At 63.3% G+C, this 25,950-nt stretch carries 16 protein-coding genes and 3 pseudogenes; 12 read left to right on the top strand and 7 right to left on the bottom strand.

Annotation, left to right across the window (positions count from 1 at the left end; genetic code table 11):
• Positions 1-820: 820 nt before the first annotated feature.
• From F3J19_RS21935 to F3J19_RS21925, 3 genes and pseudogenes are all read left to right on the top strand, one after another.
• Positions 821-2,743, top strand: coding sequence for a PrkA family serine protein kinase (locus tag F3J19_RS21935; protein ID WP_167045936.1), 1,923 nt, complete (start codon positions 821-823; stop codon positions 2,741-2,743).
• 163 nt (positions 2,744-2,906) lie between these two features.
• Positions 2,907-4,178, top strand: a complete 1,272-nt coding sequence (locus F3J19_RS21930) for a YeaH/YhbH family protein (protein ID WP_167045933.1) — start codon at positions 2,907-2,909, stop codon at positions 4,176-4,178.
• Positions 4,179-4,242: 64 nt separating this feature from the next.
• A pseudogene (locus tag F3J19_RS21925) lies at positions 4,243-5,935 on the top strand (SpoVR family protein).
• Between the two features lie 193 nt (positions 5,936-6,128).
• Here the strand turns inward: F3J19_RS21925 and F3J19_RS21920 are convergent.
• From F3J19_RS21920 to F3J19_RS21905, 5 genes and pseudogenes are all read right to left on the bottom strand, one after another.
• Complete coding sequence (locus tag F3J19_RS21920; protein WP_167045927.1) at positions 6,129-6,488, bottom strand: DUF1493 family protein; 360 nt, start codon at positions 6,486-6,488, stop codon at positions 6,129-6,131.
• Positions 6,488-6,918, bottom strand: a pseudogene (locus F3J19_RS33110) (STM2901 family protein). The gene F3J19_RS21920 and the pseudogene F3J19_RS33110 overlap by 1 nt, the downstream one beginning before the upstream one ends.
• A 213-nt stretch (positions 6,919-7,131) precedes the next feature.
• Positions 7,132-7,353, bottom strand: a complete 222-nt coding sequence (locus F3J19_RS21915; protein ID WP_167045924.1) for a hypothetical protein — start codon at positions 7,351-7,353, stop codon at positions 7,132-7,134.
• A gap of 159 nt (positions 7,354-7,512) precedes the next feature.
• On the bottom strand, positions 7,513-8,442 hold the full coding sequence (locus F3J19_RS21910; RefSeq protein WP_167045921.1) for a LysR family transcriptional regulator: 930 nt from the start codon (positions 8,440-8,442) through the stop codon (positions 7,513-7,515).
• Positions 8,443-8,626: 184 nt separating this feature from the next.
• Entirely contained in the window at positions 8,627-9,400 is a 774-nt protein-coding gene (locus F3J19_RS21905; RefSeq protein ID WP_167045918.1) for an SDR family oxidoreductase, read from the bottom strand.
• Between the two features lie 190 nt (positions 9,401-9,590).
• Between F3J19_RS21905 and F3J19_RS21900 the strand changes: the two genes are divergently transcribed.
• Positions 9,591-10,517 (top strand): LysR family transcriptional regulator, encoded by a 927-nt coding sequence (locus F3J19_RS21900; protein ID WP_167045915.1) that lies wholly within the window; start codon positions 9,591-9,593, stop codon positions 10,515-10,517.
• 541 nt (positions 10,518-11,058) lie between these two features.
• A complete protein-coding gene (locus F3J19_RS21895) occupies positions 11,059-12,681 on the top strand; it encodes a DUF3300 domain-containing protein (RefSeq protein ID WP_167045912.1) in 1,623 nt (540 codons plus the stop codon).
• A 217-nt stretch (positions 12,682-12,898) separates the two neighbouring features.
• Here the strand turns inward: F3J19_RS21895 and F3J19_RS21890 are convergent, their stop codons facing one another.
• Positions 12,899-14,344 (bottom strand): DHA2 family efflux MFS transporter permease subunit, encoded by a 1,446-nt coding sequence (locus F3J19_RS21890; RefSeq protein WP_167045908.1) that lies wholly within the window; start codon positions 14,342-14,344, stop codon positions 12,899-12,901.
• A 202-nt stretch (positions 14,345-14,546) separates the two neighbouring features.
• Between F3J19_RS21890 and F3J19_RS21885 the strand changes: the two genes are divergently transcribed.
• From F3J19_RS21885 to F3J19_RS21875, 3 genes are all read left to right on the top strand, one after another.
• Entirely contained in the window at positions 14,547-15,407 is an 861-nt protein-coding gene (locus F3J19_RS21885; RefSeq protein WP_167045905.1) for a LysR family transcriptional regulator, read from the top strand.
• A gap of 212 nt (positions 15,408-15,619) precedes the next feature.
• Positions 15,620-16,666: an NAD(P)/FAD-dependent oxidoreductase gene (locus F3J19_RS21880; protein ID WP_167045902.1), complete on the top strand. Its 1,047-nt coding sequence runs from the start codon at positions 15,620-15,622 to the stop codon at positions 16,664-16,666.
• Positions 16,667-17,160: 494 nt separating this feature from the next.
• Positions 17,161-19,164 (top strand): PAS domain-containing sensor histidine kinase, encoded by a 2,004-nt coding sequence (locus tag F3J19_RS21875; RefSeq protein ID WP_167045900.1) that lies wholly within the window; start codon positions 17,161-17,163, stop codon positions 19,162-19,164.
• A gap of 43 nt (positions 19,165-19,207) precedes the next feature.
• Here the strand turns inward: F3J19_RS21875 and F3J19_RS21870 are convergent, their stop codons facing one another.
• Positions 19,208-20,605 (bottom strand): MFS transporter, encoded by a 1,398-nt coding sequence (locus F3J19_RS21870; protein WP_167045897.1) that lies wholly within the window; start codon positions 20,603-20,605, stop codon positions 19,208-19,210.
• A gap of 233 nt (positions 20,606-20,838) precedes the next feature.
• Here F3J19_RS21870 and F3J19_RS21865 point away from each other — a divergent pair, with 233 nt between their 5' ends.
• The 4 genes and pseudogenes from F3J19_RS21865 to F3J19_RS21850 all read left to right on the top strand — a co-directional run.
• Positions 20,839-20,982 carry a hypothetical protein gene (locus F3J19_RS21865; protein ID WP_167045893.1) on the top strand — a complete coding sequence of 48 codons (144 nt, stop codon included), beginning with the start codon at positions 20,839-20,841 and terminating at the stop codon, positions 20,980-20,982.
• A 553-nt stretch (positions 20,983-21,535) separates the two neighbouring features.
• Positions 21,536-24,130, top strand: a complete 2,595-nt coding sequence (gene mprF, locus F3J19_RS21860; protein WP_167045890.1) for a bifunctional lysylphosphatidylglycerol flippase/synthetase MprF — start codon at positions 21,536-21,538, stop codon at positions 24,128-24,130.
• On the top strand, positions 24,127-25,407 hold the full coding sequence (locus F3J19_RS21855; protein ID WP_167045887.1) for a virulence factor family protein: 1,281 nt from the start codon (positions 24,127-24,129) through the stop codon (positions 25,405-25,407). The genes mprF and F3J19_RS21855 overlap by 4 nt, the downstream gene beginning before the upstream one ends.
• 339 nt (positions 25,408-25,746) lie before the next feature.
• Positions 25,747-25,950: pseudogene (locus F3J19_RS21850) on the top strand (threonine ammonia-lyase, biosynthetic); the annotation flags it as partial.

Genomic DNA, 25,950 nt, shown 5'->3' with positions numbered 1-25,950 from the left:
GGGCGGCCGTTCTGTTTTTCACGACGCCACGCGCTTCGCGCGGCATCTAAATCGTTAATGGTCTGCGCGAGGTCGTTGCAACTTTGCGTGGGTCTTTCCGTATACACCTATGAAGGCGTAGCGACTTGCCGCCGTGAACCAGTCATACAGACGCTTCACGCAACGATGCGTGACTCATGCGTGCTGCGCGCGGAACCAAAAGCCATCGCGCGCGGACGAATCGCGTGAAGGTGCGCTAAGCGTGCAACGGACATGTAACAACTGTACATGCGTGTAGACCGCGCGTTCGGGTCGTGCGTTGAGATGGAAAGCCGTCACGCAGCATCATGACATCGGGGCTTTAGAGATGAAATGCGCATGGGCGGACAGCCGATGCCTGACGACGCGACAGTGCGGGAACGCGATGTGCAACGGCACGCTGCGGCTGCGGTGCGATGACGTGGAAGCCGTGACTCAGGTGACGCAGGTCACGCGATGCGGCGGCACAATGAAGCCGCGCAATAGCGCCAACCGGCGATGCGTTGCTGAATAAAGCAGCAGTGGAACGGAAGGAGCAGTGAGGCGTAGCGAGGTGAGGCGGTGTGAGCGGCGATGGCGTCAACGTCATCGCAACATCATGAGCGCTGCAACATGAGTGGGAAATTGTAGGTGCTTGAAACCGGGTTTCCAAGTGAGGATTGGCAGGAAGCGGTTATGGTGCGATTTTCGTAACGTAGTCCGTGAAAAAAAATTTAAAAGGGTTTAGGATGAATTCGAGCGATGTCGTTTCCGAATAGCGCGCCGCGCACGACTTCGCTCCAGACTTCGGCGAGGAGGTAGCATGGATATCTACAGCAGTTTCGCGACCCGCTTCGAGAAAACACGGGAGGACGAACTCTCGCTCGAGGAGTATCTCGCGCTCTGCAAAGACAATCCCGCCGCGTACGCCACTGCTGGCGAACGCATGTTGACGGCAATCGGGGAGCCGGAACAGATCGACACGCGCAACGATCCGCGTTTATCGCGTATCTTCGCGAACAAGGTCATCAAGGTATACCCCGCATTCCGTGAGTTCTACGGAATGGAAGAGGTGATCGAGCAGGTGGTCGCCTACTTCCGGCACTCGGCCCAGGGGCTCGAAGAAAAGAAGCAGATCCTGTATCTGTTAGGCCCGGTCGGCGGCGGCAAGTCGTCGATTGCGGAACGTCTGAAGCAACTCATGGAGCGCGTGCCGTTCTACTCGATCAAGGGCTCGCCCGTGAACGAGTCGCCGCTCGGTCTGTTCGATTACGAGGAAGACGGTCCGATCCTCGAAGAACAATACGGCATTCCACGCCGCTACCTGAAAAGCATCCTGAGTCCGTGGGCGGTCAAGCGCCTGCACGAGTACAACGGCGACATCCGCAAGTTCCGCGTGGTGCGCCGCTATCCTTCCATCCTTCGCCAGGTCGGCATCGCCAAGACCGAACCGGGCGACGAGAACAATCAGGACATCTCGTCGCTGGTCGGCAAGGTCGATATCCGCAAGCTCGAACAGTACGCGCAGGACGACGCCGACGCCTACAGCTACTCGGGCGGCCTGTGCCTCGCGAATCAGGGCCTGCTGGAATTCGTCGAAATGTTCAAGGCGCCGATCAAGGTGCTGCACCCGCTGCTCACCGCGACCCAGGAAGGCAACTTCAAGGGCACGGAAGGCTTCGGCGCGATTCCGTTCGACGGCATCATCCTCGCGCACTCGAACGAGTCGGAGTGGAAGGCGTTCCGCAACAACCGCAACAACGAGGCGCTGCTCGACCGGATCTTCGTCGTGAAGGTGCCGTACTGCCTGCGCTATAGCGAAGAGGTCAAGATCTACGAGAAGCTGCTGCGCAACTCCTCGCTCGCGAATGCGGTGTGCGCGCCAGGCACGCTGAAGATGATGGCGCAGATGTCGGTGCTCACGCGCTTGCAGGAGCCCGAGAATTCGAGCCTCTTCTCGAAGATGCAGGTCTATGACGGCGAGAATCTGAAGGACACGGACCCGAAGGCCAAGTCGTACCAGGAGTATCGCGACTTTGCCGGCGTCGACGAAGGCATGACCGGCGTGTCGACCCGCTTCGCGTTCAAGATTCTGTCGCGCGTATTCAACTTCGACTCGACCGAGGTCGCGGCCAATCCGGTGCATCTGATGTACGTGCTCGAACAGCAGATCGAGCGCGAGCAGTTCCCGCCGGAAACCGAGCAGAAGTATCTGTCCTTCATCAAGGACGTGCTCGCGTCGCGCTATGCCGAGTTCATCGGCAAGGAGATCCAGACCGCGTACCTGGAGTCGTACTCGGAATACGGCCAGAATATTTTCGACCGCTACGTGACCTATGCGGACTTCTGGATTCAGGACCAGGAGTTCCGCGATCACGACACGGGCGAGAGCTTCGACCGCGCCGCGTTGAACGCCGAGCTCGAGAAGATCGAGAAGCCCGCGGGCATCAGCAATCCGAAGGACTTCCGCAACGAGATCGTGAACTTCGTGCTGCGCGCGCGGGCCGCGAATGCGGGCAAGAACCCCGCGTGGATCAGCTACGAAAAGCTGCGCGTCGTGATCGAAAAGAAAATGTTCTCGAACACGGAAGAGTTGTTGCCGGTGATCTCGTTCAACGCGAAAGGCTCGGCGGAAGAGCAGCGCAAGCACGAAGACTTCGTCAATCGCATGGTGGCGAAGGGCTATACGCCGAAGCAGGTGCGCTTGCTGTGTGACTGGTATCTGCGCGTGCGCAAGTCGTCATGATGCGCGCGTGATACCGATGGTGTGCCGCCCGTACGGTTTAACCGTACGGGCAACCGGCGAGGCGCAAGCCGCATAGCGTTGCACTGCGCGGCGGGCGTTTCGCGCACCCGAAATATGAGTGCGGCCGCAGAAGATCGCGGCTGCATGGGACGGGAGACCGGGCGTGCTTCATCAAATTATCGACCGCAGGTTGGCAGGCAAGAACAAAAGTATCGCGAATCGCGAGCGTTTTTTGCGCCGCGTCAAGAACTACATTCGCCGCGCGGTTTCGGAGGCCGTGCGCGACCGCAGCATCAAGGACATTCAAAATACCCAGAGCATCACCATTCCGCGCAAGGACATCGCGGAACCGTCGTTCCGTCATGGCCCCGGCGGCAAGCGCGAAATGGTGCACCCCGGCAATTCGGACTATATCCGTGGCGACAAGATCCAGCGTCCGCAAGGCGGCGGGGGTAGCGGTGGCGGTAGCCAGGCCAGCAACGAAGGCGAAGGTCAGGACGACTTCGTGTTCGAGTTGAGCCGCGAAGAATTCATGCAGTACTTCTTCGACGACCTCGAACTGCCGCGTCTCGTCAAAACCCATCTGATGGCCGTGCCGACGTGGAAAAGCATCCGCGCGGGCTGGGCCGCCGAAGGCACGCCGAACAATATCGACGTGGTCCGCTCGTTGCGCAGTGCGCTGGGCCGGCGCATCGCGCTCGGTGCGCCGCTTGTCAACCAGTTGCGCGAGATGGAGCGGCAACTCGAAGAGCTGAAGGCCGATCCCGCCGATCGCCGCGAAGAGATCAAGCTGCTCGAAGACGACATCCACCATTTGAAGGGACGCATCTGGCGAATTCCGTTCATCGACCCGTTCGATCTGCGCTACGTGAATCGCGTGAAGCAGCCCACGCCGTCGAGTCAGGCCGTGATGTTCTGTCTGATGGATGTGTCCGGCTCTATGGACGAGCAGCGCAAGGACCTCGCCAAGCGCTTTTTCATCCTGCTGTACCTGTTTCTCAAGCGCAATTACGAGCGCATCGAGGTCGTGTTCATTCGCCATCACACGCGTGCCGAGGAAGTCGACGAAGACACGTTCTTTCACTCGACCGAAAGCGGTGGCACGGTGGTGTCGAGCGCGCTCGAACTGATGCGCAAAGTCATGGAGGAGCGCTATTCGCCGACTGAATGGAATATTTACGGGGCGCAGGCGTCGGACGGCGACAACTGGACCGACGATTCTCCGAAGTGCCGCAAGATACTCGCGGATGACATCCTGGAGAAGGTGCGGTATTTTGCGTATATTCAGGTGACGCCCGAAGAGCAGAACCTGTGGCTCGAATATGCGCAACTGGCCCTGACCCAGCCGCATATGGCGATGAAAAAGGTGGAAACCGCAGCCGATATCTATCCGGTGTTTCGCGAGCTGTTCGAGAAGCAGGCGGCGACTTCGTGACGGAACGCCCGTTGCGAGCAAGCACCTGATCGATGAAGCGCGCGGCGCGCATTCCTGCGACAAGATTCAGCACAGGTCGTATGAAAGGGCGCCGCGGCGCACAAGGCGTGCCGCGGTCACAATGGGGGCATGCCGAGGCGAGGGCGGAACGGTAGCCGTCCGAGCCGGAGCAGTCTGCCATGCTGCAGCACGGGACACGCCGGAACGCCCCGCGAGGGCAAAGGGAAGTCCGTATGAACGTAGCCGATAGAAGGCCTCTGCCGTGCCCGTCCGACTGGACCTTCGAATTGATCGAAGAGTACGACTCGCATATTGCCCGTGTTGCGGAGCAATATGAGCTCGACGTGTATCCGATCCAGCTCGAACTCATCAGCGCCGAACAGATGATGGACGCGTACGCGTCCGTCGGCATGCCCGTGAACTACCGTCACTGGTCGTTCGGCAAACACTTTCTTGCCACCGAAAAGAGCTACCGTCGTGGACAGATGGGGCTCGCGTATGAAATCGTCATCAACTCGAACCCCTGCATCGCGTATCTGATGGAAGAGAACACGATGACGATGCAGGCGCTCGTCATCGCGCATGCGGCCTACGGGCACAACTCGTTCTTCAAGGGCAACTATCTGTTCAAGCTCTGGACCGATGCCCACGCGATCATCGACTACCTCGTCTATGCGAAGAATTACATTGCCGAGTGCGAGGAACGCTTTGGGCTCGACCGTGTCGAGGAACTGCTCGATTCGTGCCATGCGCTGATGAACTATGGCGTGGACCGCTACAAGCGCCCGCAGAAACTGTCGCTCGAACGGGAATTCGCCGCGCGCCGCGAACGCGAGGCGTATCTGCAATCGCAGGTCAACGAGTTGTGGCGCACGCTGCCGACGCGGCATACGCCGTTGCCCGAGGAAGTCGAGGAGCGCTTTCCGCCCGAGCCGCAGGAAAACCTGCTGTATTTCGCGGAGAAAAACGCGCCGCTGCTCGAACCGTGGGAGCGCGAAGTGATTCGCATCGTGCGCAAGATCGGCCAGTACTTCTATCCGCAGCGGCAGACCCAGGTCATGAACGAAGGCTGGGCGACGTTCTGGCACTACACGCTGCTCAATACGATGTACAACCAGGGCAAGCTCGAAGACGGCTTCATGATGGAGTTTCTCCATTCGCACAGCAACGTCGTCTATCAGCCGCCGGTCACGAAGCCGTACTACAGCGGCATCAATCCGTATGCGCTCGGCTTTTCGATGATGAGCGATATTCGCCGCATCTGCGAGGCGCCGAGCGAGGAAGACCGCAAGTGGTTTCCGGAGTTGGCCGGCAGTCCGTGGCTGCCCGCGATGCATTACGCGATGCGCAACTTCAAGGACGAGAGCTTCGTCGCGCAGTATCTGTCGCCGCACCTGATCCGCGAAATGCGCCTGTTCTCGGTGCTCGACGACGACATGCGCGATGCGCTCGAAGTCTCGGCGATTCACGACGACAGCGGCTATCAGTACGTGCGCCAGGCGTTGTCGCGGCAGTACGACATGCATCACCGCGAGCCGAACATTCAGGTGTGGGCGGTCAATACGCGCGGCGATCGCAGCCTGACGCTGCGGCACTTCATGAGCGACAACCGGCATCTGTCGTCCGATAGCGATGAAGTGCTCAAGCACATGGCGCGGCTGTGGCAGTTCGACGTGTACCTCGAAAGCGTCGATGAGAACGGCACTGTCAGAAAGCGTTACGAGTGCCGCTATGTGCCGCCTTCGGTGAGGGTTTGATGGTGTGGCGGGTTGGATCCGCCTGAGGGTCCGCCTGATTCTGTTGCTGCGCCGTTTCGCTTCAATCCAAAGCCCTGGCTGGTCTTGCGACTGGCCGGGGCTTGGTGTTTATTGCGAGTGGAGTTTGCGCTCAGGCTTTGCCTTCGGGCATGTCACGATGCGGATGCACGACCTGGCGAACCTATCGCTCGCTTTATGAGTCGTGCCTTCCTTCCAGCGAGGCCGAATCCCATCTGCCGAGCGCTGCGGCATCGGCGAGCATGCCGACCGTGATCGGCACGCGTTCAAGTGCGCCGTGCTTTTTCCTGAAGAGCACGGTGACGAGCGAGAGGATGAGGCCGGACCCTTCGTTCACGAAGTAGCGATCGAAGCTGAAGTCGCCGACGTCGACGTTGAAGGCGTCGAAAAACTTTTTCATGAACGTCTCGGCTTCAATGCCTGTCAGGTCCAGGTCGTCCGTGAGCTTCGTTTGAGCGGTAATCTGCTTGCGCTGCGAGATTCCGGTTCGTGCGCGCACGAATTCTTCGATGGCGCCCAGCCGTTGATGGTCCATTAGTACACCCGGTCTTCCGGTTTCACGAGCAGGTTGTAGTGTCTGATACTTTTGTAGGTAATGGTTGTCGCATCGTAGGCGAGAAACACTTCTCCGATGACTGGGATTGATCGCCCTACGAATACACCGAGATTGTTTGTGAAGAGGATTTTCAGTTTGCGTACGCTTTGCAATGTGAGCGTCGGAAGTATACGAAACTTGATCTCGTAGTCCAGATGCCGGCGAGAAACACGCGATGCGATCGATGTGCCTTTCGTTGTGCCTATTGGTTTGCGCCGTGTTGGCAGGAACGGCCAGCCGGCGAGAATTGCCGAAACGCTCACGAGATCATCGACGCCCAGTCGTTGCGATGCTTCGTCCAGAAAGACCAGAAGAAGAGTTCAGACGGAGAGAGATAGGTGTGAACGCCATAATTATAGGTAGTACTTATAGTTCCTCCATTAAATCGTCGGAGGAATATAGCAAGCGCGAATTTCGGGATGGCGCCGATTGTCAAAGTTTGACAATCGGTAGAGAAAGACTTGGCTATGTCGAGACTCAGAGAAGTCCTGTGGCTACCTGTAACACACGCCATCAAGGATGGTGCCATGACACAATAAACCCATACGCCCGTGCGTACAAAACTAACAGAAACAAAATACCCTCAACTCACAACAAGCCGCATCCCCCACGCATGCAACAGATCGCGCAGCGTCTCGGCCTGTTCCATCTTCGCGTCGCCTCGCAGATGAATCTGCACGGCACGGCCCGCGATGCCGTCGATCGGTTGCGCGAGCCATAACTCCACGGCAAGCCCGAGGCCGTCCGGCTGATTGTCGAGAACAGGCTCGATCACGCGCGGTCTGAAACAGGCATGCTCTGACATGGCGAATCCCCTCTGCTGCGATGACGGAACGCCTTTATCGTAATCAGCGGCACGGATAGGGCCAAGCAACAAATACGCGTTTGCTAAGCAAGGAATGCTTAGCAGAAAAATCGCGCTCGACCTCGCACTGATCGGTGCACGCCCGGTATCGCTGTCGTGTCAGGCCGCCGCTTCACGCGGCGCACCGCCGGTCAGCGAAACGATGAAATCGAGGAACGCGCGCACCTTGGCCGGCGGATGATGCCGCGACGGATACAGTGCATATAGCGGATACACCGCGTCGCCCCAGTCCGGAAACAGATCGACGAGCTTGCCGCTCGCGAGCAGCGATTCCGCCCCGAGCCCGGGAATCTGCGCGATGCCCTGGCCCGCGACGCAGGTGCTATGCAAGGTCCCCACGTCGTTGACGGTCAGGCGTCCTTGCGGCGTAATCACGAGCTTCCTGCGGCCGCGATGGAATGCCCACGTGAACGGATAGCCCGTCGACGGATCGCGAAACTTGATGCACACATGCTTGCCGCTTTCGAGTTCGGTCGGGCTCGCGGGCTGCCCATGCTTCTTCAGATACGACGGCGCGGCCACGGTCAGAATGCGCGTGTCGAGCAGCTTGCGCGCGACGAGCGTCGAGATGAGCGGCTCGCCGAAGCGGATCGCGAGATCGAAGCCATCGGCGACCATATCGCCGAGCTGGTCGCGCGTCACGAGTTCGAGCTGCAGGTCGTGATGCTTGTCGACGAAGCCGCCGAGCCTCGGCCCCAGCACGAGCCGCGAGAAGAACGGGTCCATGTTGACGCGCAACCGGCCGCGCACGGCGGTCGCGCCTTGAGCGGCCGATGCCGCCGCTTCTTCGAGGCCGCTCAGCAGCGGCACGATCTGTTCGTAGAAGCGCCGGCCTTCGTCGGTCAGCGTGACCGAGCGCGTGGTGCGATCGAAGAGCCGGATGCCGAGGCGCGCTTCGAGCCGCGCAACCGAACGGCTCACGCCCGATTGCGACATGTCGAGCGCTTCACCGGCGGCCGCGAAACTGCCGCAATCGACGATCGCCGTCAGCACGCCCATGCCGTTGAGCATGCGCTCGTCAAATGGCATCTGAATTCCTTGCAGATATCCGTGATGCCCGACATGCTAACTCGAAAGTCTGTCCGATTTCACACGCTGACGCGCGAAAGTGACACCCGTTGCGCATAATGGATGAGAAACCGGCATGAACGGGTCAAAAGGCATGCTCGGGTGTCAAGCATGCCGCAGCGGCGAAGCGCGCCGGTCGAAGCGCTTATTTGGTCGTATAACCGCCGTTGATCAGAATCGTCTGCCCCGTGATCCACCATCCGTCGCTGACCAGATGACGGATGAAGGGCACGACGTCGCCGATATCGGTGAGCCCGGTTCGGGAGAATTTCGACAGCGCCGCCGCGCTCTTGTGATACTCCACCGCATCCGCGCCTTCCGCCGGATAGAAGAACGGCGTGTCCATCGGACCCGGGCCGACCGCCGTCACCGAAATGCCGCGCTCGCCGAACTCCTTCGCCGCCGCGCGGGTGAAGTGCTCGACGGGCGCCTTGGTGCCGGCATAGGCCGCATAGAACGGCGTGAACGCGCCGAGCAGCGAAGTGACGAGGGTGACGATCTTGCCGTTGTCGGCGACGTGCTTGCCGGCCTCGCGCAGAAAGAAGAACGCCGACTTGGCGTTCACGGCGCTCATCTCGTCGTATTCCGCTTCGCTGATTTCCGTGAAGGGCTTCTTCAGCACCTTGCCGACCGTGTTGATCGCGATGTCGGGGCGGCCCACGGCGGCAACGACGTCGGCGAATAACTTCTCCATCGCGCTCGCCTGCGTGAGGTTCGCCTGGAATGCAACAGCCTGTGCGCCGGCCGCCTGGATCGCGGCGACCGTGCTGTCGGCATCGGCCTTGGTGCTCGCGCTGTTGTAATGGACGGCCACCGCTTTCGCGCCATGTTTGGCCAGATCGCGTGCAATCAACCCACCGAGGTTCTTCGCTCCGCCTGCGATCAGGACGGTTTTGCCTGCAATGCTGTGGTCTGCCATATCGTGTCTCCGTCGAAGTTGTGCGGTGTGCGACATGCAACCGCGTGATTCACCGATGATATAGTCCTTAAAAAACAGATAAAGCCCTTGGTTCTGACAGGACTGAACAGAAATACCGACCAATTGCACGCGCCAGCGTCACCTGTTCAGGCGAGCGACGCTCGTCTGCCGCTCGTCTGCGAATACGCCTATGGACCGAATCGACCTGCTCCGTATCTTTGCCCGCGTCGTGGAGTGCGCCAATTTCACGCGAGCCGCCGACACCCTGGCGATGCCGCGTTCTTCCGTGTCCGCTGCCATCCAGGAGCTCGAGGGCCGTCTCGGCACGCGCCTGCTGCACCGGACGACGCGCAAGGTGTCGGCCACGCTCGATGGCTCGGCCTTATACGAGCGTTGCCTGCATCTGATCGCCGACATGGAGGACACGGAAAATCTGTTCCGCCAGACGCGCAGCACGCCCAGCGGCAAGTTGCGCGTGGACATGCCCGCGCGCATCGGCCGTCTGATCGTTGCGCCGGCGCTGCCCGGCTTCCTCGAGCGATATCCGCAGATCGATATCGAGATCGGCATGACGGATCGCGTCATCGACCTGGTCGAGGAGCGAGTCGATTGCGTGCTGCGGGTCGGTACGCCGCCCAATTCTGCGCATAACTCAGCGCTGTCCGCGCGCAGCGTGGGTGACCTGGCGCTCATCAATGTGGCGAGTCCGGCCTATCTGCAGCGTCATGGTGTGCCCGAGCGTCCCGAGGATCTCGACGATCACTGGATGGTGGGCTACACCTCGCGGTCCAGCGCGCAGGTTGCGTCATGGGAATGGATGGAAGGCGGCGTGAGGCGGGCGATGCCGCTCAGGTGCCGGGTCAGCGTCAATAGTGCGGAAGCGTATATCGCGTGCTGCCTGTCGGGTGTCGGTCTCATTCAGATTCCTGCCTATGACGTGCAAGCGCATTTGCGGACGGGCGAACTCGTGGAAATTCTCGGTGCGTATCGTGCAGCGCCCATGCCCATGATGTTGCTTTACCCGCAGCGGCAGCAACTCTCCCGTCGCCTGCACGTTTTCGCGGATTGGCTCGAAGCGTTGCTCGTTGCGGCTTGCATCCGGTCTGTTGCGTCGTGATGGGTTTCGTTCAGGCCAGGAAACATGGCGGACCTCGCACGCCGGTAGTGCGTTTACCTTTCCCGAAATCGTAAATAGATGTATCAAATCGTTTTTTCTTGACTCGTGAAAAAACGGCTATTAGCGTAATTTTATAGTGGCAGTGCATGCTATACGCGTCAAGCAAAAAATCCCGATTAATCTTTAATGCTGTTTTTTAAAATATTAAAAACTGGCGAATAAATATTATCGATAATCGCCATTCCGGTCGGGCAATCCGGTTTCGGAAAAAACGATGTTTCACCCGCTATCGACGGGCGGTATTTTTGTTACCGGATGGCTCGAGTTCAAACACGGGGGTGGGCCAGCTCCGCCTGAAGGCACCGCTCGTCTGACCGTTACCGGTCCGGGCGTTTCCCCGGCGATCGTGCCGCGCGGCGCGCACAGACTGTTACATAAAGACCGACGGGAGAAGTGCACGAAGCCGGTTCAAAGGTCGTTACTGTCAATACGACCATTCCAGATCAACACGCCAAATCAACACGCCGATAAGGACAATGTCATGAAAAAAACTTTGCCGTTTTATGATCGCCATGCCCGAACACTCGTCGCGTCGTCACTCGTGATTGCACTACTCGGTCTAAGTGCCTGCAACCAGAAGAGTAATGACAGCAACGACAATGTCCCGGCCGCGAGTCAACCGGCCGCCGCGAGCGTAGCCGATGCGGCCAGCGCCGCCTCGGCCGCGCAGCCGGCGCCGGTCGCCTACACGCCGCCGAGCGCGGACCAGCTCTACCAGCTGGTCGCGCCGATCGCGCTGTTTCCGGACAAGCTCGTCGCGCTGGTGCTGGCCGGCTCGACTTACCCGGACCAGATTGAGGCCGCCAACACATGGCTCGGACAGAACCCGACGCTCAAGGGCACCGCGCTGACGTCGGCCGCGGATGCGCAGCCGTGGGACGCGTCCGTCAAGGCGCTTGCGGCATTCCCGGCGACGCTCTCGCAGATGGCGTCGAACATGGAGTGGACCACCGCGCTCGGTCAGGCCTACTACCACGATCCGAACGACGTGCTGAACGCCATCCAGGTGATGCGCCAGCGTGCGAAGTCGGCGAACCATCTCAGCTCGGGCAGCCAGTTGCGCGTCACACAGACCACGCAGAGCGCGCCGCCGCCGTCCTATACGCCGGCGCCCAGCGGCCCGGCGATTTATGAAGGACCGCCGATCGTGCCGCCGCCGCCGCAGACCATCGTGATCGAGCCGACCCGTCCCGACATGGTCTATGTGCCGGTCTACAACCCGGCTGTCGTCTACGGCACCGCCGCCGTCTACCCGGGCTATGCCTACCGGCCGGTCTACGGCACGGGCGCGGTGGTGACGGCGGGCGTGCTGTCGTTCGGCGTAGGCATTGCCGTTGGCGCGCTGTTCAGCCACCACGACTGGGGCTGGCACGCCTGGGACGTGAACTGGGGCGCACCGCATGCGGGCGGTCCCGCGTGGGGCAACTGGCAGCGGCCGGCCGTGGTGTATGACCACAAGACCTATATCTCGAAGTCGACGACCGTCGTCAATAACATCAACAACGTCCACAACACGCGGATCACGAACAACTACGGCACGACCAATAACAACGTCGGCAACCTGATCAATCGCGGTGCGCCGCCTGCCGGGAATGCGGCCGCGCAGCAGATGCGCGAGCAGGCGGCTCGGGGGAATCCGGCCACGATGTCCATGCCGCATTTCGGCGCGAACGCCGCGCAGCCCGGCGAGCGGCCGACGTCGCATGCGGGCGGGAACCATCCGAACGCCATGGGTACGCCTTCCGGCGCGCAGCATTCCGTGGCGCAGATGCATGCCCAGCGTGGCGAACCGCCTCAAGGCGCGGCTCATCCACCCGCCGATGCGATGCCGGGTCCCAACGGAGCGCATGAGCCGAACGCAGCGAACGGCACGACGCATGACATGCCGATGCGGCAGGAAGCGGAGCAGCGCAGCGAGGCAGAGGCGCAGCGCAATGTGCAGCCCGCACCGACCCCGCAGCCTCAGCAGCACGAGATGCAGCAGCACGAAGCGCCGAGCCCGGCACAGGCGCCGAGGCCAGCGGGACATGCGCCGCACCCGCATCCCGCACGGGCTCACGCGGCAGCTCATCCGCAGGGGCATGCGAGACAGGAGCGGCGCTGATTCCTCAGTGAATCCGCTGTGATTTCGCAATGAAGAGCGAAGGTTCGAGGCGGGTTGCGGGCCGGTCGTCGATCCTCGCGTGAGGCGCGCGCAACCATGGCGCGTCTCACGACCGAGATGCGGCGCTCGGCGTTATGCCAATGCTCCGGCGAGCCCGCAACGCAAACCCAGTCGTTCAACCGCCGCGTGTCAGCGCACGTGCGCCCATGGGCTTCGCTCAACGCCCCGTGCTTGGCGCCGCCTGGCCGCGAATCGCGGGCGTGCCGGACGGATGATCGAGGTGACGGAAGACCCACGCGGACACGAGCGTAATCACGCCCACGCAGACGAACGCGAGGCGAAAGCCGAGCGCCGCCGAACCCCATTGCGCGGAGAACAGGTTCACGAGCCCGCCGCCGATCGATACGCCGAGGCCGATCGCGAGCATCTGCACCATCGAGAACAGGCTGTTGCCGGCGCCGGCGTCTTCGTGCGAGAGGTCCTTGAGCGTGACGCTGTTCATCGCCGCGAACTGCATCGAATTGGCCGCGCCGAATACCGCGAGGATCACGATCTCGACGATCAGCGGCGTGCCGCGCGAAATCAGCGAGAACGCGACGATCGACGAGCCGACGATGATCGTGTTGACGAGCAGGAACGTCTCGTAGCCGTAGCGGCGCACGAGCGGCGCGATCCAGCGCTTGGAGAGCGTGCCGGCCAGGGCCGCGGGCAACATCATGAGGCCCGAATGCAGCGGCGAATAACCGAGTTGCAATTGCAACAGCAGCGGCACGAGAAACGGCACGGCGCTCGAACCGACCCGGCAGACGAGATTGCCGATCAGCCCGACGCTGAAATTCGGCTCGCCGAATAGCGAGAGCCTGAAGAGCGGATCGCGCCGATGCTTCGCGTACGGAATGTAGGCGAGCGCGCTCGCGACCGCCAGCGCGAACAGGCCCGCCGACCATGCCGCGCGATGCGAGGGCACCGGCGCGTCGATCGCGAGCGAAAACGCGATCATGCACAGCGACAGCAGAATGCAGCCGATGAAGTCGAACGGCGGCGCTTTGGTTGCGTCGTGCGAGGGCAGATAGCGCTGCACCGCATACAGACCGACGATGCCGATCGGCACGTTGATGAGGAAGATCCAGTGCCACGTGATCGCCTGCACGAACCAGCCGCCGAGCGTCGGCCCGGCGATCGGCCCCAACTGGCCCGCGATCGACACGAACGCGAGCGCCGAGACGTACTGCTCGCCCGATACGCTGCGCAGCACCGCGAGCCGTCCGATCGGCAGCAGCATCGAGCCGCCGAGGCCTTGCAGCACGCGCGCGAGCACGAGCTGGCCGAGCGTATGCGCGCTCGCGCAGCACAGCGAGCCGAGCACGAACACGAGAATCGCCGCGAAGTAGACGCGGCGCGAACCGAAGCGGTCGGCGAGCCAGCCGGAGGCGGGCGTGAGCATCGCCATCGTCAGCGTGTAGGCGACCACGATGGGCTGCATCGCGAGCGGCGCGACGTGCAGGCTGTTCGCGATCGAGGGCAGGGCGGTGTTGACGATCGTCGTGTCGAGCGACTGCATGAAGAAGCCGGCGGCGACGATCCAGAGTAGCGCGGAGTGGGAAGAATCCTTGGTCATTTTTCGACGGCGCGATGCGGCGGCAGTGGCCGGTGCGTTGGCCATGGTGGCGACCGAAGGAACGCGAAGGAACCAATACGCCGCGGCGGGAAGGTCGCGGCGTACCTGTGCGATCTCGGTCACAGTGTGCCGCCCGAGCCGGGTAAGCGGGAATTCCGTCATCTTATTGACATCTCCGTCAATCGGGAACCCCACTAGGTTTGCTGACTGTTATCGACTTTGCCGATAAGCAGCGCGACAATGCCGCATGCTCAATCCGATCTGGCTCAAAACCTTCTCGACCGTCGCGGCCTGCCATAGCTTCACCGAGGCGGGGCGGCGGCTCAATCTCACGCAGTCGAGCGTCAGCGAACATGTCCGGCGGCTCGAACAGAGCGTGGGCCGGCGCCTGTTCGTGCGCGACACGCATTCGCTCGCGCTGACGCTCGACGGCGAAGCCATGCTCGCGCATGCGAGCGTGATCCTGCAGGCGCTGTCGCGCGCGGAATCGCAGTTTCGCGCGCCGCGCCTCAAGGGACGCGTGCGGCTCGGCTCGTCGGACGACATCGCGCTCGGTCCGCTGCCGACCGTGCTGGCGGCATTTCGCAACGCGCATCCCGACGTCGAGCTCGAAATCACGATCGGCATGACCGGCCGGCTGTACGAACTGCTCGACGCGGGCGCGATCGATCTGCTGGTCGGCAAGCGCCGGCTCGGCGACAGGCGCGGCGTGCCGCTGTTCTCCGGGCGGCTCGAATGGCTCGCGCGCACGGGCACGCTCGTCGATCCGGGGCAGCCGCTGCCGCTGATCCTCGCCGCCGAGCCGAGCGTGACGCGCGCGGTCGTGCTCGACGCGCTGGCGGAGGCGGGCGCGAGCTGGCAAGTGGTCTGCACAAGCAGCAGTCACTCGGGCAGCATCGCGGCCGCGCGCGGCGGGCTCGGCATTACGGTGTGTCCGCAGTACCTCGTCGCGCGCGGGCTCGCGGCGCCGCTGAACGCGGCCGCGCTGCCGACGCTGCCGTCGGTGGAATTCATCGCGCTCGCGGCGAAGCGCCTGAGCCGCCCGGCGGGCACGCTGCTGCAATTGCTGCACGACAGCGATCTGCGCGGTTCGTGGATCGGCGAGTGACCGGAAGGCATGGGTGGGGCACGGCGTTTGCGGGGTGCTGAACGCGCATCGAGCGCGTTGAGCATCCTTACCGCCGACGATGGCATCGTTGCCGCTGTTCGGGCGATTCGGTATGGTGGGTTATCGGCAGTCTGATTGCCGTTGCGCGTTTTGATTGCGCGCGCGCCTGCCGTCGTTTTTATCGATGCTTCCCGGACCCGGAGAACCCGCCCATGAGCGCCACCGCCGACCTATCGCAACCGATCCGCACCGATGTCCTGATCGTCGGCGCCGGTCCCGTGGGCCTGTTCGCCGCGTTCGAGGCCGGTGTGATCGGTCTCACCTGCCAGATCGTCGATGGGCTCGGCCGGGTCGGCGGCCAGTGCATCGAGCTCTATCCCGACAAGCCGATCTACGACATTCCCGCGATTGCGTCGTGTACCGCGCGCGAACTGGTCGAGCGTCTACAGGCGCAGGTGAAGCCGTTCGACGTGCCGATCCATCTCGACCAGCGCGTCGAAACGGTCGAGCAGCGCGACGACGGACGCTGGACCGTGCGCACGCATCGCGGCCTCGTCTTCGATGTCGCGGCGATCCTGCTCGCCGCCGGCAACGGCGCATTCGTGCCGCAAAAACTCGTGCTTCCCGAAGCCGCGCCGCTCGAAAAGCGCCACGTGCACTACAGCGTGCCGCGGCTCGCCGATTTCGCCGGCAAGCGCGTGGTCGTCGCGGGCGGCGGCGATTCCGCGCTCGACTGGGCACTCGCCTTGCGCGGGGTCGCGCGGCGCGTCACGCTCGTGCATCGGCGCGCCGGTTTCAGCGCGGCCGATTCGAGCGTCGCGCAGATGCGGCGCGCGGTCGACGCGGGCGAGATGGACTTCGTCGTCGGCGCGATCGCGGGACTCGGCGTCGAGGACGGCGCATTGAAATCGCTGACGCTGCGGCATATCGACGGCGAGACGCAGATCGAGACCGAGCATCTGATCGCGCTGTATGGACTTGTCGCCGACCTCGGCCCGATCGCGCAGTGGGGGCTGACGCTTCACGGCGGACGTATCGACGTCGATACGTCGAACTACGAAAGTTCGCGGCCCGGCATCTTCGCGGTCGGCGACATCGCGAATTATCCGAACAAACAGAAGCTCATTCTGTCGGGCTTTCACGAAGCGTCGCTCGCGTTGCGCAAGGCATATGGCTATGCGTATCCGGACAAAAAACGCGTACACGTCCATTCGAGTTACGACGCGAAGCTCGCGGAAAAGATCGGTTCGGCGGGGTGAGCGGTGGGCCGCTGAACGGTTTGCCGCACATGACCGCGGTCCTGCGTTATTTGCCGGCCGGCTGGCTGACTCGATGCCGTAGCGACATGCGCGGTCGCGCTCTTCCTTTTGGCATCCTGATGAAAATCCTGCAGACGATCGCAAATATGTTTTTCAATCGGGCGCATCCGGTTGCAATGTGGCGGCGGCTGGTCCGGCACATCACCCAATAGGCAATCCGATAAATAGTACGCCGCAATACGCGTACAACGACATGCGGCGCGGCGCAACGTTGCAGTAAATACGGAGTGGCAAAGCAGGGCCCGGTGTATAAGCTGTGCGCCTTATAAGCCTGAAATCTGCGAAAGATTCGCGCAGTGCCGCCAACGCGCCTGTGCACCCCGGCCAACCGAGGGGCCGATCATGCACGCATCGCGCGGCGCCCGTCATTCGACTACGCGCCACCGCCCGGGCACAACGTATGCTTGAGACAACAACCCTTATACGTGCATGCCATGACCGAGTCCGATATTCCTTCTTTTCGCGAAAACGGCGAGCCCGCCCAGTTGCAGGCCGAGGTTGCGTCGACGTCGCCAGGCGGCGCCGCAACCAGTATCGCTAGCACCATCGATTACTCGTCGCTCGTGCAGGCCATCGAGGACTACGCGATTTTCCTGCTCGACGCGGGCGGCCGTATCGTCAGCTGGAACGCCGGCGCGCAGAAGTTCACGGGCTATACCGAGAGCGAAATCGTCGGTCAGCATTTCTCGTGCTTCTACGCCGAGGAGGCCGTTGCGCGTGGCTGGCCCACGTATGAACTGGAGCAGGCCGCGCTGACCGGCCGTTTCGAGGACGAAGGCTGGCGCGTGCGAAAGGACGGCACGACGTTCTGGTCGAACGTCGTGATTACCGCCATCCGCAACCCGGCGGGCGAGGTCACGGGCTTCGCGAAGATCACGCGCGATCTGACTGCGCAGCGCGAGTATCTGGAAGCATTGCGGCAAAGCGAGGAGCGCTTTCGTCTGCTCGTCGACAGCGTCAAGGACTACGCGATTTTCATGCTCGATCCCCAAGGCTGCGTGGTGAGCTGGAATGCAGGCGCGGCGCGGATCAAGGGCTATACGCACGACGAAATCGTCGGGCGTCATTTTTCGCTGTTTTACCTGCCCGAGGAAGCCGCGGCGGGCAAGCCCGCGCGCGAACTCGCGATCGCCCGGCAGATCGGCACCGTCGAGGACGAAGGCTGGCGCGTGCGCAAGGACGGCACGACGTTCTGGGCCAACGTAATCATCACGGCCGTGTACGACGAATCGAAGCGGCTGCGCGGTTTTGCGAAAGTCACGCGCGATCTGACCGAGCGGCGGCGCCGCGAAGAACTCGAACGCTCGGGCGAGCGCATGCGCGAATTTCTCGCCACGCTTGCGCACGAGCTGCGCAATCCGCTCGCGCCAGTGCGCAACGCGGTCGGCGTGATGCAGATAGAAACCGGCCTGAGCCCGGCGCTCGCCCTCGCGCGCGACCTGATCGACCGCCAGGTCACGCACCTCACGCGGCTCGTCGACGATCTGCTCGACATCGGCCGCATCATGTCGGACAAGGTCGAGCTGCGCATCGCGCGGGTCGATCTCGGCGAGCTCGTCACGCGCGCGATCGAGGCCGCGCGGCCGTTTACCGATGCACGCGAGCAGCGTGTCGCCGCTTACGTGCCGGCCGAGCCCGTCATCATTCGCGGCGACATGACGCGGCTCGTGCAGGTATTGCAGAACCTGCTGCACAATGCGTCGAAATTCTCGCCGCAGGGGTGTGGCATCGACGTGATGGGGCGCGTCCACTTCCGTATGGCCGTGCTCGAAGTGCGCGACCCCGGTTGTGGCATTCCGGTGCGCTCGCTCGACAGGATCTTCGAGCTGTTCGCGCAGGAAAAGGACCACGAAGGACTCGGCGAGGGCGGTCTCGGCATCGGCCTCACGCTATGCAAGTCGCTCGTCGAAATGCATGGCGGCAGCATCGTCGCGAGCAGCGAGGGGCCGGGCCTTGGCAGCACGTTCACGCTGAGCTTGCCGCTTGCCGGAGGACTTGCCGAAGCCACCGGCGAAGACGCCGGTGTGGCGGCTCCCGAGGTCGAACCGCTGCGGGTTCTGCTCGTCGACGACAATCGCGATTCGGCCGACAGCCTCGCGATGCTGCTCGAACTCAAGGGCCACGAGGTGCGTATCGCCTACGAGGGCGAACAGGCGCTGCCGATCGCGGCGCGCTTCGCGCCGCATCTCGCGCTGATCGACCTCGCGATGCCGAAGATGGACGGCTATGCGACGCTCGCGGGAATGCGCGCGATGCCCGAACTGGACCGCACGATGTTTGCCGCGATGACCGGCTTCGGCCATGCGAGCGATCTCAAACGCACGCGCGAGGCCGGCTTCCATGCGCATCTCGTGAAGCCGGTGGAAATGGCGGTGCTCGATACGCTGCTTGCACAGGCGGACGCGCGTTTGCGCGTGCCGATAACCTGTCGACGCTGATACCGAGGGCGTCTGTGCGCACTCGGGAGCCGCCCGGCCCCGCTTAACCCCGTCCGCCGCGCGAAATCTCTTCGCCCGCGCGCAGCGGCATGCGCATCGTGACCGGAATCGAGGCGAACGAGCACAGCCCGACCACGAGGAACGCGGGCCAGAAATCCGACCACATGATGCCCGGATGCCCGTGCAGCACGCGCGAAATCTGCAGCACGATCCCGCCGACCGTCACGCCGAGACCGAGCGACATCTGCTGCACAACGCTGCCGAGGCTCGTCGCGCGGCCGACGTCGCGGCTCGCGATTTCCGCGTAGGTCAGCGAGTTCAGGCTCGTAAACTGCAACGCGGGGAAAAAGCCGCCGAGCAGCACGACGACCCAGATAATCCACGTCGGCGTGTGCGGGAAGAAGAGCCCGCAGGCGGCAATCGAAATGCCCGAGAGCGCCGCGTTGAATACGAGCACGGTGCGGAAACCGAAGCGGCGCAGCACGCTCGACGCGATCGTGCGCATGAACATGCCGCCGAACGCGGACGCGCAGGTAATCAGGCCCGACTGGAATGCGCTCATGCCGTGGCCTTCCTGCAGCAGCAGCGGCAGCAGGAACGGCAACGCGCCGAGACCGATACGAAATAGCGAGCCGCCGAGCACGCTCGCCTGGAAGGTCGGCACCCTGAAAAAGCGCAGATCGAGCAGCGGCAGCGGGACGCGCAGGGCATACACGGTGTAGAGCGCGAGCAGCACCGCGCCGATCGCGCACATGCCGAACGCGTCCGTGTTCGAGATCAGTTCGCCGCCGATCAGCGAAAGCCCGAGCAGCAGCAGCACCGCGCCCGCCGCGGACAGGATGAAACCGATCCAGTCGAGCGGCCCGGGGTCGGGCTCGCGCGTGTTCGCGATGTAGCGGTTGGTCAGATAGATGCCGAGAATGCCGACCGGCACGTTGATGAAAAAAATCAGCCGCCAGTGCAGATAGGTCGTGATGAAGCCGCCGAGCAGCGGGCCGGCCGCGGGGCCGAGCATCGCGGGCACGCTCAGATAGTTCATCGCGCGGATGAAATCGGCTTTCTCGACGACGCGAAAAATGATGATGCGCCCGACCGGCACCATCATCGCGCCGCCGACGCCCTGGATGAAGCGCGCGACCGTGAAGGTCGCGAGCGAATTCGATGCGGCGCACAACAGCGAACCCATCACGAAGATACCGATGGCCGTGCGGAAGATCGTGCGCGCGCCGAATTTGTCGGCGAGCCAGCCGCACACGGGGATGAACACGCCGAGTCCCAATACGTAGCTCGTTACGGCGATTTTCAGCGTGACCGGATCGCGCCCGAAATCGCGCGCCATCGCCGGCAGCGCGGTGACGATGACGTTCGCGTCGACGCTTTCCATGAACATCGCACACGCGACAATAAGGGGTGCAATCAGGGCTTTCTGGGCGGCGGACATGGCGGCGGGGCTGCGGCAAAGCACCACGGGTAAAGGGGGCATTATTGCACCTGTGCGGTGCGGATGGTGGATGCCGGCCCTGTCGATATCGCCCTTTTTCAGTTTTTGACGTGTATCGCGGCCCTAGCGTCACGGCGATCGTCAGTTTTTGTTGCGCTGCGCCATGAAAAAGATCATAATCGGGTTATTGCTTAGGTATAAACCCTTATCACCCTAATTCGAGAGAGCCCATCATGAACGTCGCATCGACCGCAGTCCGTTCCACTCCTGCTACCACCACGCTGTTCGGCAAGCTGCGCGCTCTGGCGCTGCACGCGCTTCATCTGCATGTGCAGAACTGCGCCATGATCGCCGAAGCGTATCGCCGCCCGCTGTAAAGCCCGCCGGCGCGCAAGGCGCCTCGTGGTGAAGTCGTCGATGCCCGCTCCAATAGCGGGCATCGTGCTTTCAGGCCCCGTTTCCAGGGCGGAGCCGGGCGGTCAGAGCACGGTTCGATCGGATGTGGGTGGAATCGTCTGAGCATACTGGGCCTGTGCGTTGCCGGCGCGGGCAGGCCGTTGTCGGCTGCGCCATCCACATACGGTTCCTCGGGACATACCCGAAGTCCTTCGCTTCAGACCCGCGATCGTTTTCCCCCTCAGAAACCGAATCGCGCCAAATCTCCGGCACGGCGCGATGGGCCGTGCCGCGCCTTGCGGCGCGCTCCCGCGCCTGATGACGGCACGCAAGGCGGCCGATCCGATGCCGCGAGCCCAAGCCTTTCAACCAGCTCCTTCCGCAGACGCGCCGCGCAACCGGACCGACAGCGAAATGGCTCATGCTGTCAACCTTTTGCACGCTTTGTCGTTATCTCTTTGTAATCGCCGACACAGGCGATACCGCGCGCGACGCCCCGTTGCCGCGACCGCTCTCGCAAGGCCCGCACTCACCATGTTTCGTCGACTTCACCACCCGTTCGCCCGGCTCGGCGCGCGGCTCAGCCGCGCAGCGAAAGCGACGGGCGGCCGGGGACTTCTGTCGCCCGTGCTTGCGCTCGTCATTTGCGGGCTGCTGCTGGTCGTGTTGCAGCATCTGTCCGAGGCGGTCGACTATCGCTCGGTGATCCGCGAATTGCGAGACCTGTCGGCGAGCGGGTGGATCGGCGCGCTCGGCGCGACCGCGCTCAGCTACGTAGCGCTCGTCGGACGCGACGCGGTCGGGCTGCGCTATCTCGGCACGAGCGTGCCGCGCGCGGCGCTGTGGGTCGGCGCGACCGCGGGCTCGGCGCTCGGCAATGCCACCGGCTTCGGCGCGCTGACGGGCGGGGCGGTGCGCGCCCGCGTCTACGGCGTGGCGAACGTCACGCCCGCGCAGATCGGCCGCATGACGGTGTTTACCAGCGTGTCGCTGGCGCTGGCGCTCGTGCTGATGACCGCGCTCGGCATGGTCTGCATGGCGGGCCAGCTCGCACCGATGCTGCGTCTCACACCGGTGGCGCTGCGCTGGAGCGGCGCGGCGCTGCTGGTCGCGCTGGGGCTCGCCGCCGCCGCGTGCCGCCGCGAAACGCGGCCGGTCCGCACGCGCTGGTCCTGGCTTTCATTCGATATCCCCGCACGCCGCGATCTGCTTGCCCAGGTCGCGCTGGCCGTGCTCGACGTGGTGGCCGCCGGTCTCGCGCTATGGACGCTGCTGCCGCACGCGAACGTCGGCTTTATCGGTTTCATCACCGTCTACGCGGCTGCGATGCTGCTCGGCATGATCGGCCATACGCCCGGCGGCGTCGGCGTGTTCGAGGCGGCGATGGTGTTTACGCTGAGCGGCAGTGTGCCGATGCAGCAGATGGTTGCCGCGCTGCTGGCCTATCGCGCGATCTATTTCGGCGTTCCGCTGCTGGTGTCGGCCGCGTTGCTCGCGGGTTTCGAAGGCCGTGCGCTGAAGAACCATCTGTCGCGGCTGCAGGCCGAGCGCGTGTCGGAACTCGCGCCGCTGTTTCTGAGCCTCGTCACGTTCGTGGTCGGCGGCATGCTGGTGATTTCGAGCGCGACGCCCGCGTTCTGGCAACGCATCCATATCCTGCGCGATATGGTGCCGCTGTGGGTGCTCGAAAGCTCGCAGATGCTGTGCAGCGTGCTCGGCGTGCTGCTGCTGTTCGTCGCGCGCGGTCTGCTGCGGCGGCTCGACGCGGCATGGTGGATGACGCTCGTGCTCGCGGTGTCGAGTCTCGCGTTGTCGCTGACCAAAGGTCTCGCGTTCGTCGAGGCCGGCGTGCTCGGTATGCTGATCGCGCTGCTGCTCGCGACGCGCAAGCGCTTCAACCGTCATTCGTCGCTGTTCGCCGAGCGCTTCACGGCGGGCTGGCTCGTGTCGATCGCCATGGTGCTGATGCTGGCGACGTGGGTCATGCTGTTCGCCTTCCGCGACGTGCCGTACACGCGCGATCTCTGGTGGCAGTTCGCCTTCGACGAACGCGCCCCGCGCGCGCTGCGCGCGACACTGGCCGCCAGCCTGTTCGCCGCGACGTTTTCGTTCTGGCAGTTGCTGCGTCCGGCGCCGGGGCGTTTCGTCAAGCCGGCGCCCGAGGACTTGCACGACGCCGCGCGCATCGTGCGTGCGCAGGAGCGCAGCGACGCCGGCCTCGCGCTGATGGGCGACAAGAGCTTCCTGTTTTCGGAATCGCGCGAAGCGTTCCTGATGTACGCGAAATACGGCCGCACGTGGGCCGCGCTGCACGATCCGGTGGGGCCGCGCGAGGAGTGGGCCGGTCTCATCGGCAAGTTCGTCGCGCTCGCACATGCGCACGGCGGCCGCGCCGCGTTCTACCAGGTGCGTGCCAATGCGCTGCCGCTTTATCTCGACGCGGGTCTCACGCTGATGAAGCTCGGCGAGGAAGCGCATATCGTGCTCGACGATTTCGATCTGAAGGGCTCGCACCGCGCGCATCTGCGTTATGCGCTCAAGCGCGGCGAGCGCGACGGCTTCACGGTCGAAGTGATCGATCAGGCCAACGTGCCGGCTTCGCTCGAAACGCTGCGCGGCATTTCCGACGGCTGGCTCGACAGCCGCGACGCGCGCGAGAAGAGCTTCTCGGTCGCGGCTTTCCATGACGAATACCTGGCCGCGCAATCGGTGATGCTGGTGCGCCAGAACGGCGAACCGGTCGCCTTCGTGACCTTCATGACGACCGATCTGAATACCGAAGCGACCGTCGGCGTGATGCGCCACCTCGAAAGCGCGTCGTCGTACGCGATGGAGTATCTGTTCACGCAGCTCGCGCTGCATCTGAAACAGGCCGGTTTCCGCTCGCTGAGTCTCGGCATCGCGCCGCTCTCGGGCGTTCAGCCGACGCCGCTGGCGTCGCGCTGGCATCGGGTTGCCGGTATCGTGTGGCGCTTCGGCGGCCGTTTCTATAACTTCCGCGGCTTGCGTGCTTTCAAAAGCAAGTTTCAGCCGCACTGGGAGCCGCGTTATCTCGCGGCATCGGGTTCGATGGGCGTGTTTTTCACGCTGGCGGACCTGTCGTTGCTGGCAGGAGGCCGGCGTTCATGACCTTGCATCCGTTTTTCCGGCTCGCCATCGCGGCGAGCGTTCTCAGCGGCGGCGCGCTCGCGCATGCGGCCACCACTACTACCACTACCACCACCGTCGCCGGCGGCCGCTATGGCGAGGTCCGGGTCACGCAGCCGGATGGGCCGTTGCGCGGCTTCGTCGTGCTGTATTCGCAGGCGAGCGGCTGGAGCGCGGCCGATCAGCAAAGCGCCGATGCGCTCGCGCAGGCCGGTGCGATGACCGTCGGCGTGGATACCGCGCAATACGTCGCGAACCTGAGCGCGAAGAAAGAGACCTGCCATCAGCTCGTCGGCGATGCCGAAGCGTTGAGCCATCAGCTCGAACGGCAAGCGCGCTCGAATCAGTACTTCGCGCCGATCGTCGCGGGCACGGGGCAGGGCGCGACGCTCGCGATGCACGTGCTCGAACAGGCCCCGTCGAACACGATTGCGGGCGCCGTCTCGGTCGATGCCGAGCGCACGCTCGACGCGCGCTTTCACCCGTGCGCGCCGGACCCGACCGTGATTCACGACAAGGTGCCCGGCTTCGTCGAAAAGGCGAACACGGGCGCGGCCGATCGCACGCGTCTCGTTGCGTTGCTGACGCCGCATCTGCAATCGGTATCGACGGGCGATGACGACGTGTCCGATCTGCCGCTCATCGAATTGCCGGCCGCGCATCCGAACGGCCTGATGGCGATCGTGATCTCCGGCGACGGCGGCTGGCGCGATCTCGACAAGACGATCGCGCAGGCGTTGCAGAAGGATGGCGTGTCGGTGATCGGCTGGGACAGCCTGCGTTACTTCTGGAGCGAGAAGCCGCCCGCGCAAACGAGCCGCGATCTCGCGCGCGTGATGCAAACCTACGGCGCGCGCTGGCACGCGCAACACATCGCGCTCGTCGGCTATTCGTTCGGCGCGGACGTGATGCCGTTCGCGTACAACCGCTTGCCCGCGGAGCAGCGCGCGAAGGTGTCGCTGATCTCGCTGCTCGGCTTCGCACCCGACGCCGATTTCCAGATTCGCGTGGGCGGCTGGCTCGGCATGCCCGCAAGCGACAAGGCACTGAACGTGCGGCCCGAATTGACGCATGTGCCGCCGTCGATCGTGCAATGCTTCTATGGCGAGAACGAGACCGACACGCTGTGTCCGGCGCTCGACAAGACCGGTGTCGACGTGATCCGTACGTCCGGCGACCATCACTTTGGCCGCGATTACAACGCGCTGGAGCAGCGGATTCTCACCGCATTCAGAAAGCAGAGCGGCGTGCAGGATTGAACGTCGCTCTGCTGTCCCGCCGGGGCGTTCGAGCCTGCACGCCCCGGCAGCGTCGAGCATTGCGGGATTGACAAAGCCCGCCGGGTCGACGAAGATCGCCTGCATGCACTGCCTCGACATCCGTATTGCGCTGATTATTAGCATCATTCATCGAATGGTGGGTTAGCGCACGTCGGATAGAACAGACAAGGCAGTGACAAACTAACCCGCCACAGAGGCGGGTTTTTTTATGTCCGCTTTTCTGCCTGCCTCCTGGCGAACTTGCTGCCGATCGTGGTCCGTTGCCATCGATCGCGGTCGATTCGTTGTTGCATCTTCGTTGTTAACCAGGAGCTTGCCTTGCTGCCGAACAAACTCGAACGGGCCGTCGTCGCGGCCGAGCGCGCTGCACTTTCCCACGACTACCTGAAGAAAATCCTGACCGCGCGCGTCTACGACGTGGCGCGCGAGACCGAACTCGAACATGCGCCGAACCTGTCGGCGCGGCTGCGCAATCCGGTCTATCTGAAACGCGAGGACAACCAGCCGGTGTTCTCGTTCAAG

This window comes from Burkholderia sp. Ax-1724, from assembly GCF_011752995.1.
GTDB lineage: Bacteria > Pseudomonadota > Gammaproteobacteria > Burkholderiales > Burkholderiaceae > Paraburkholderia.
This window is presented reverse-complemented; position numbering and strand designations above follow the sequence as displayed.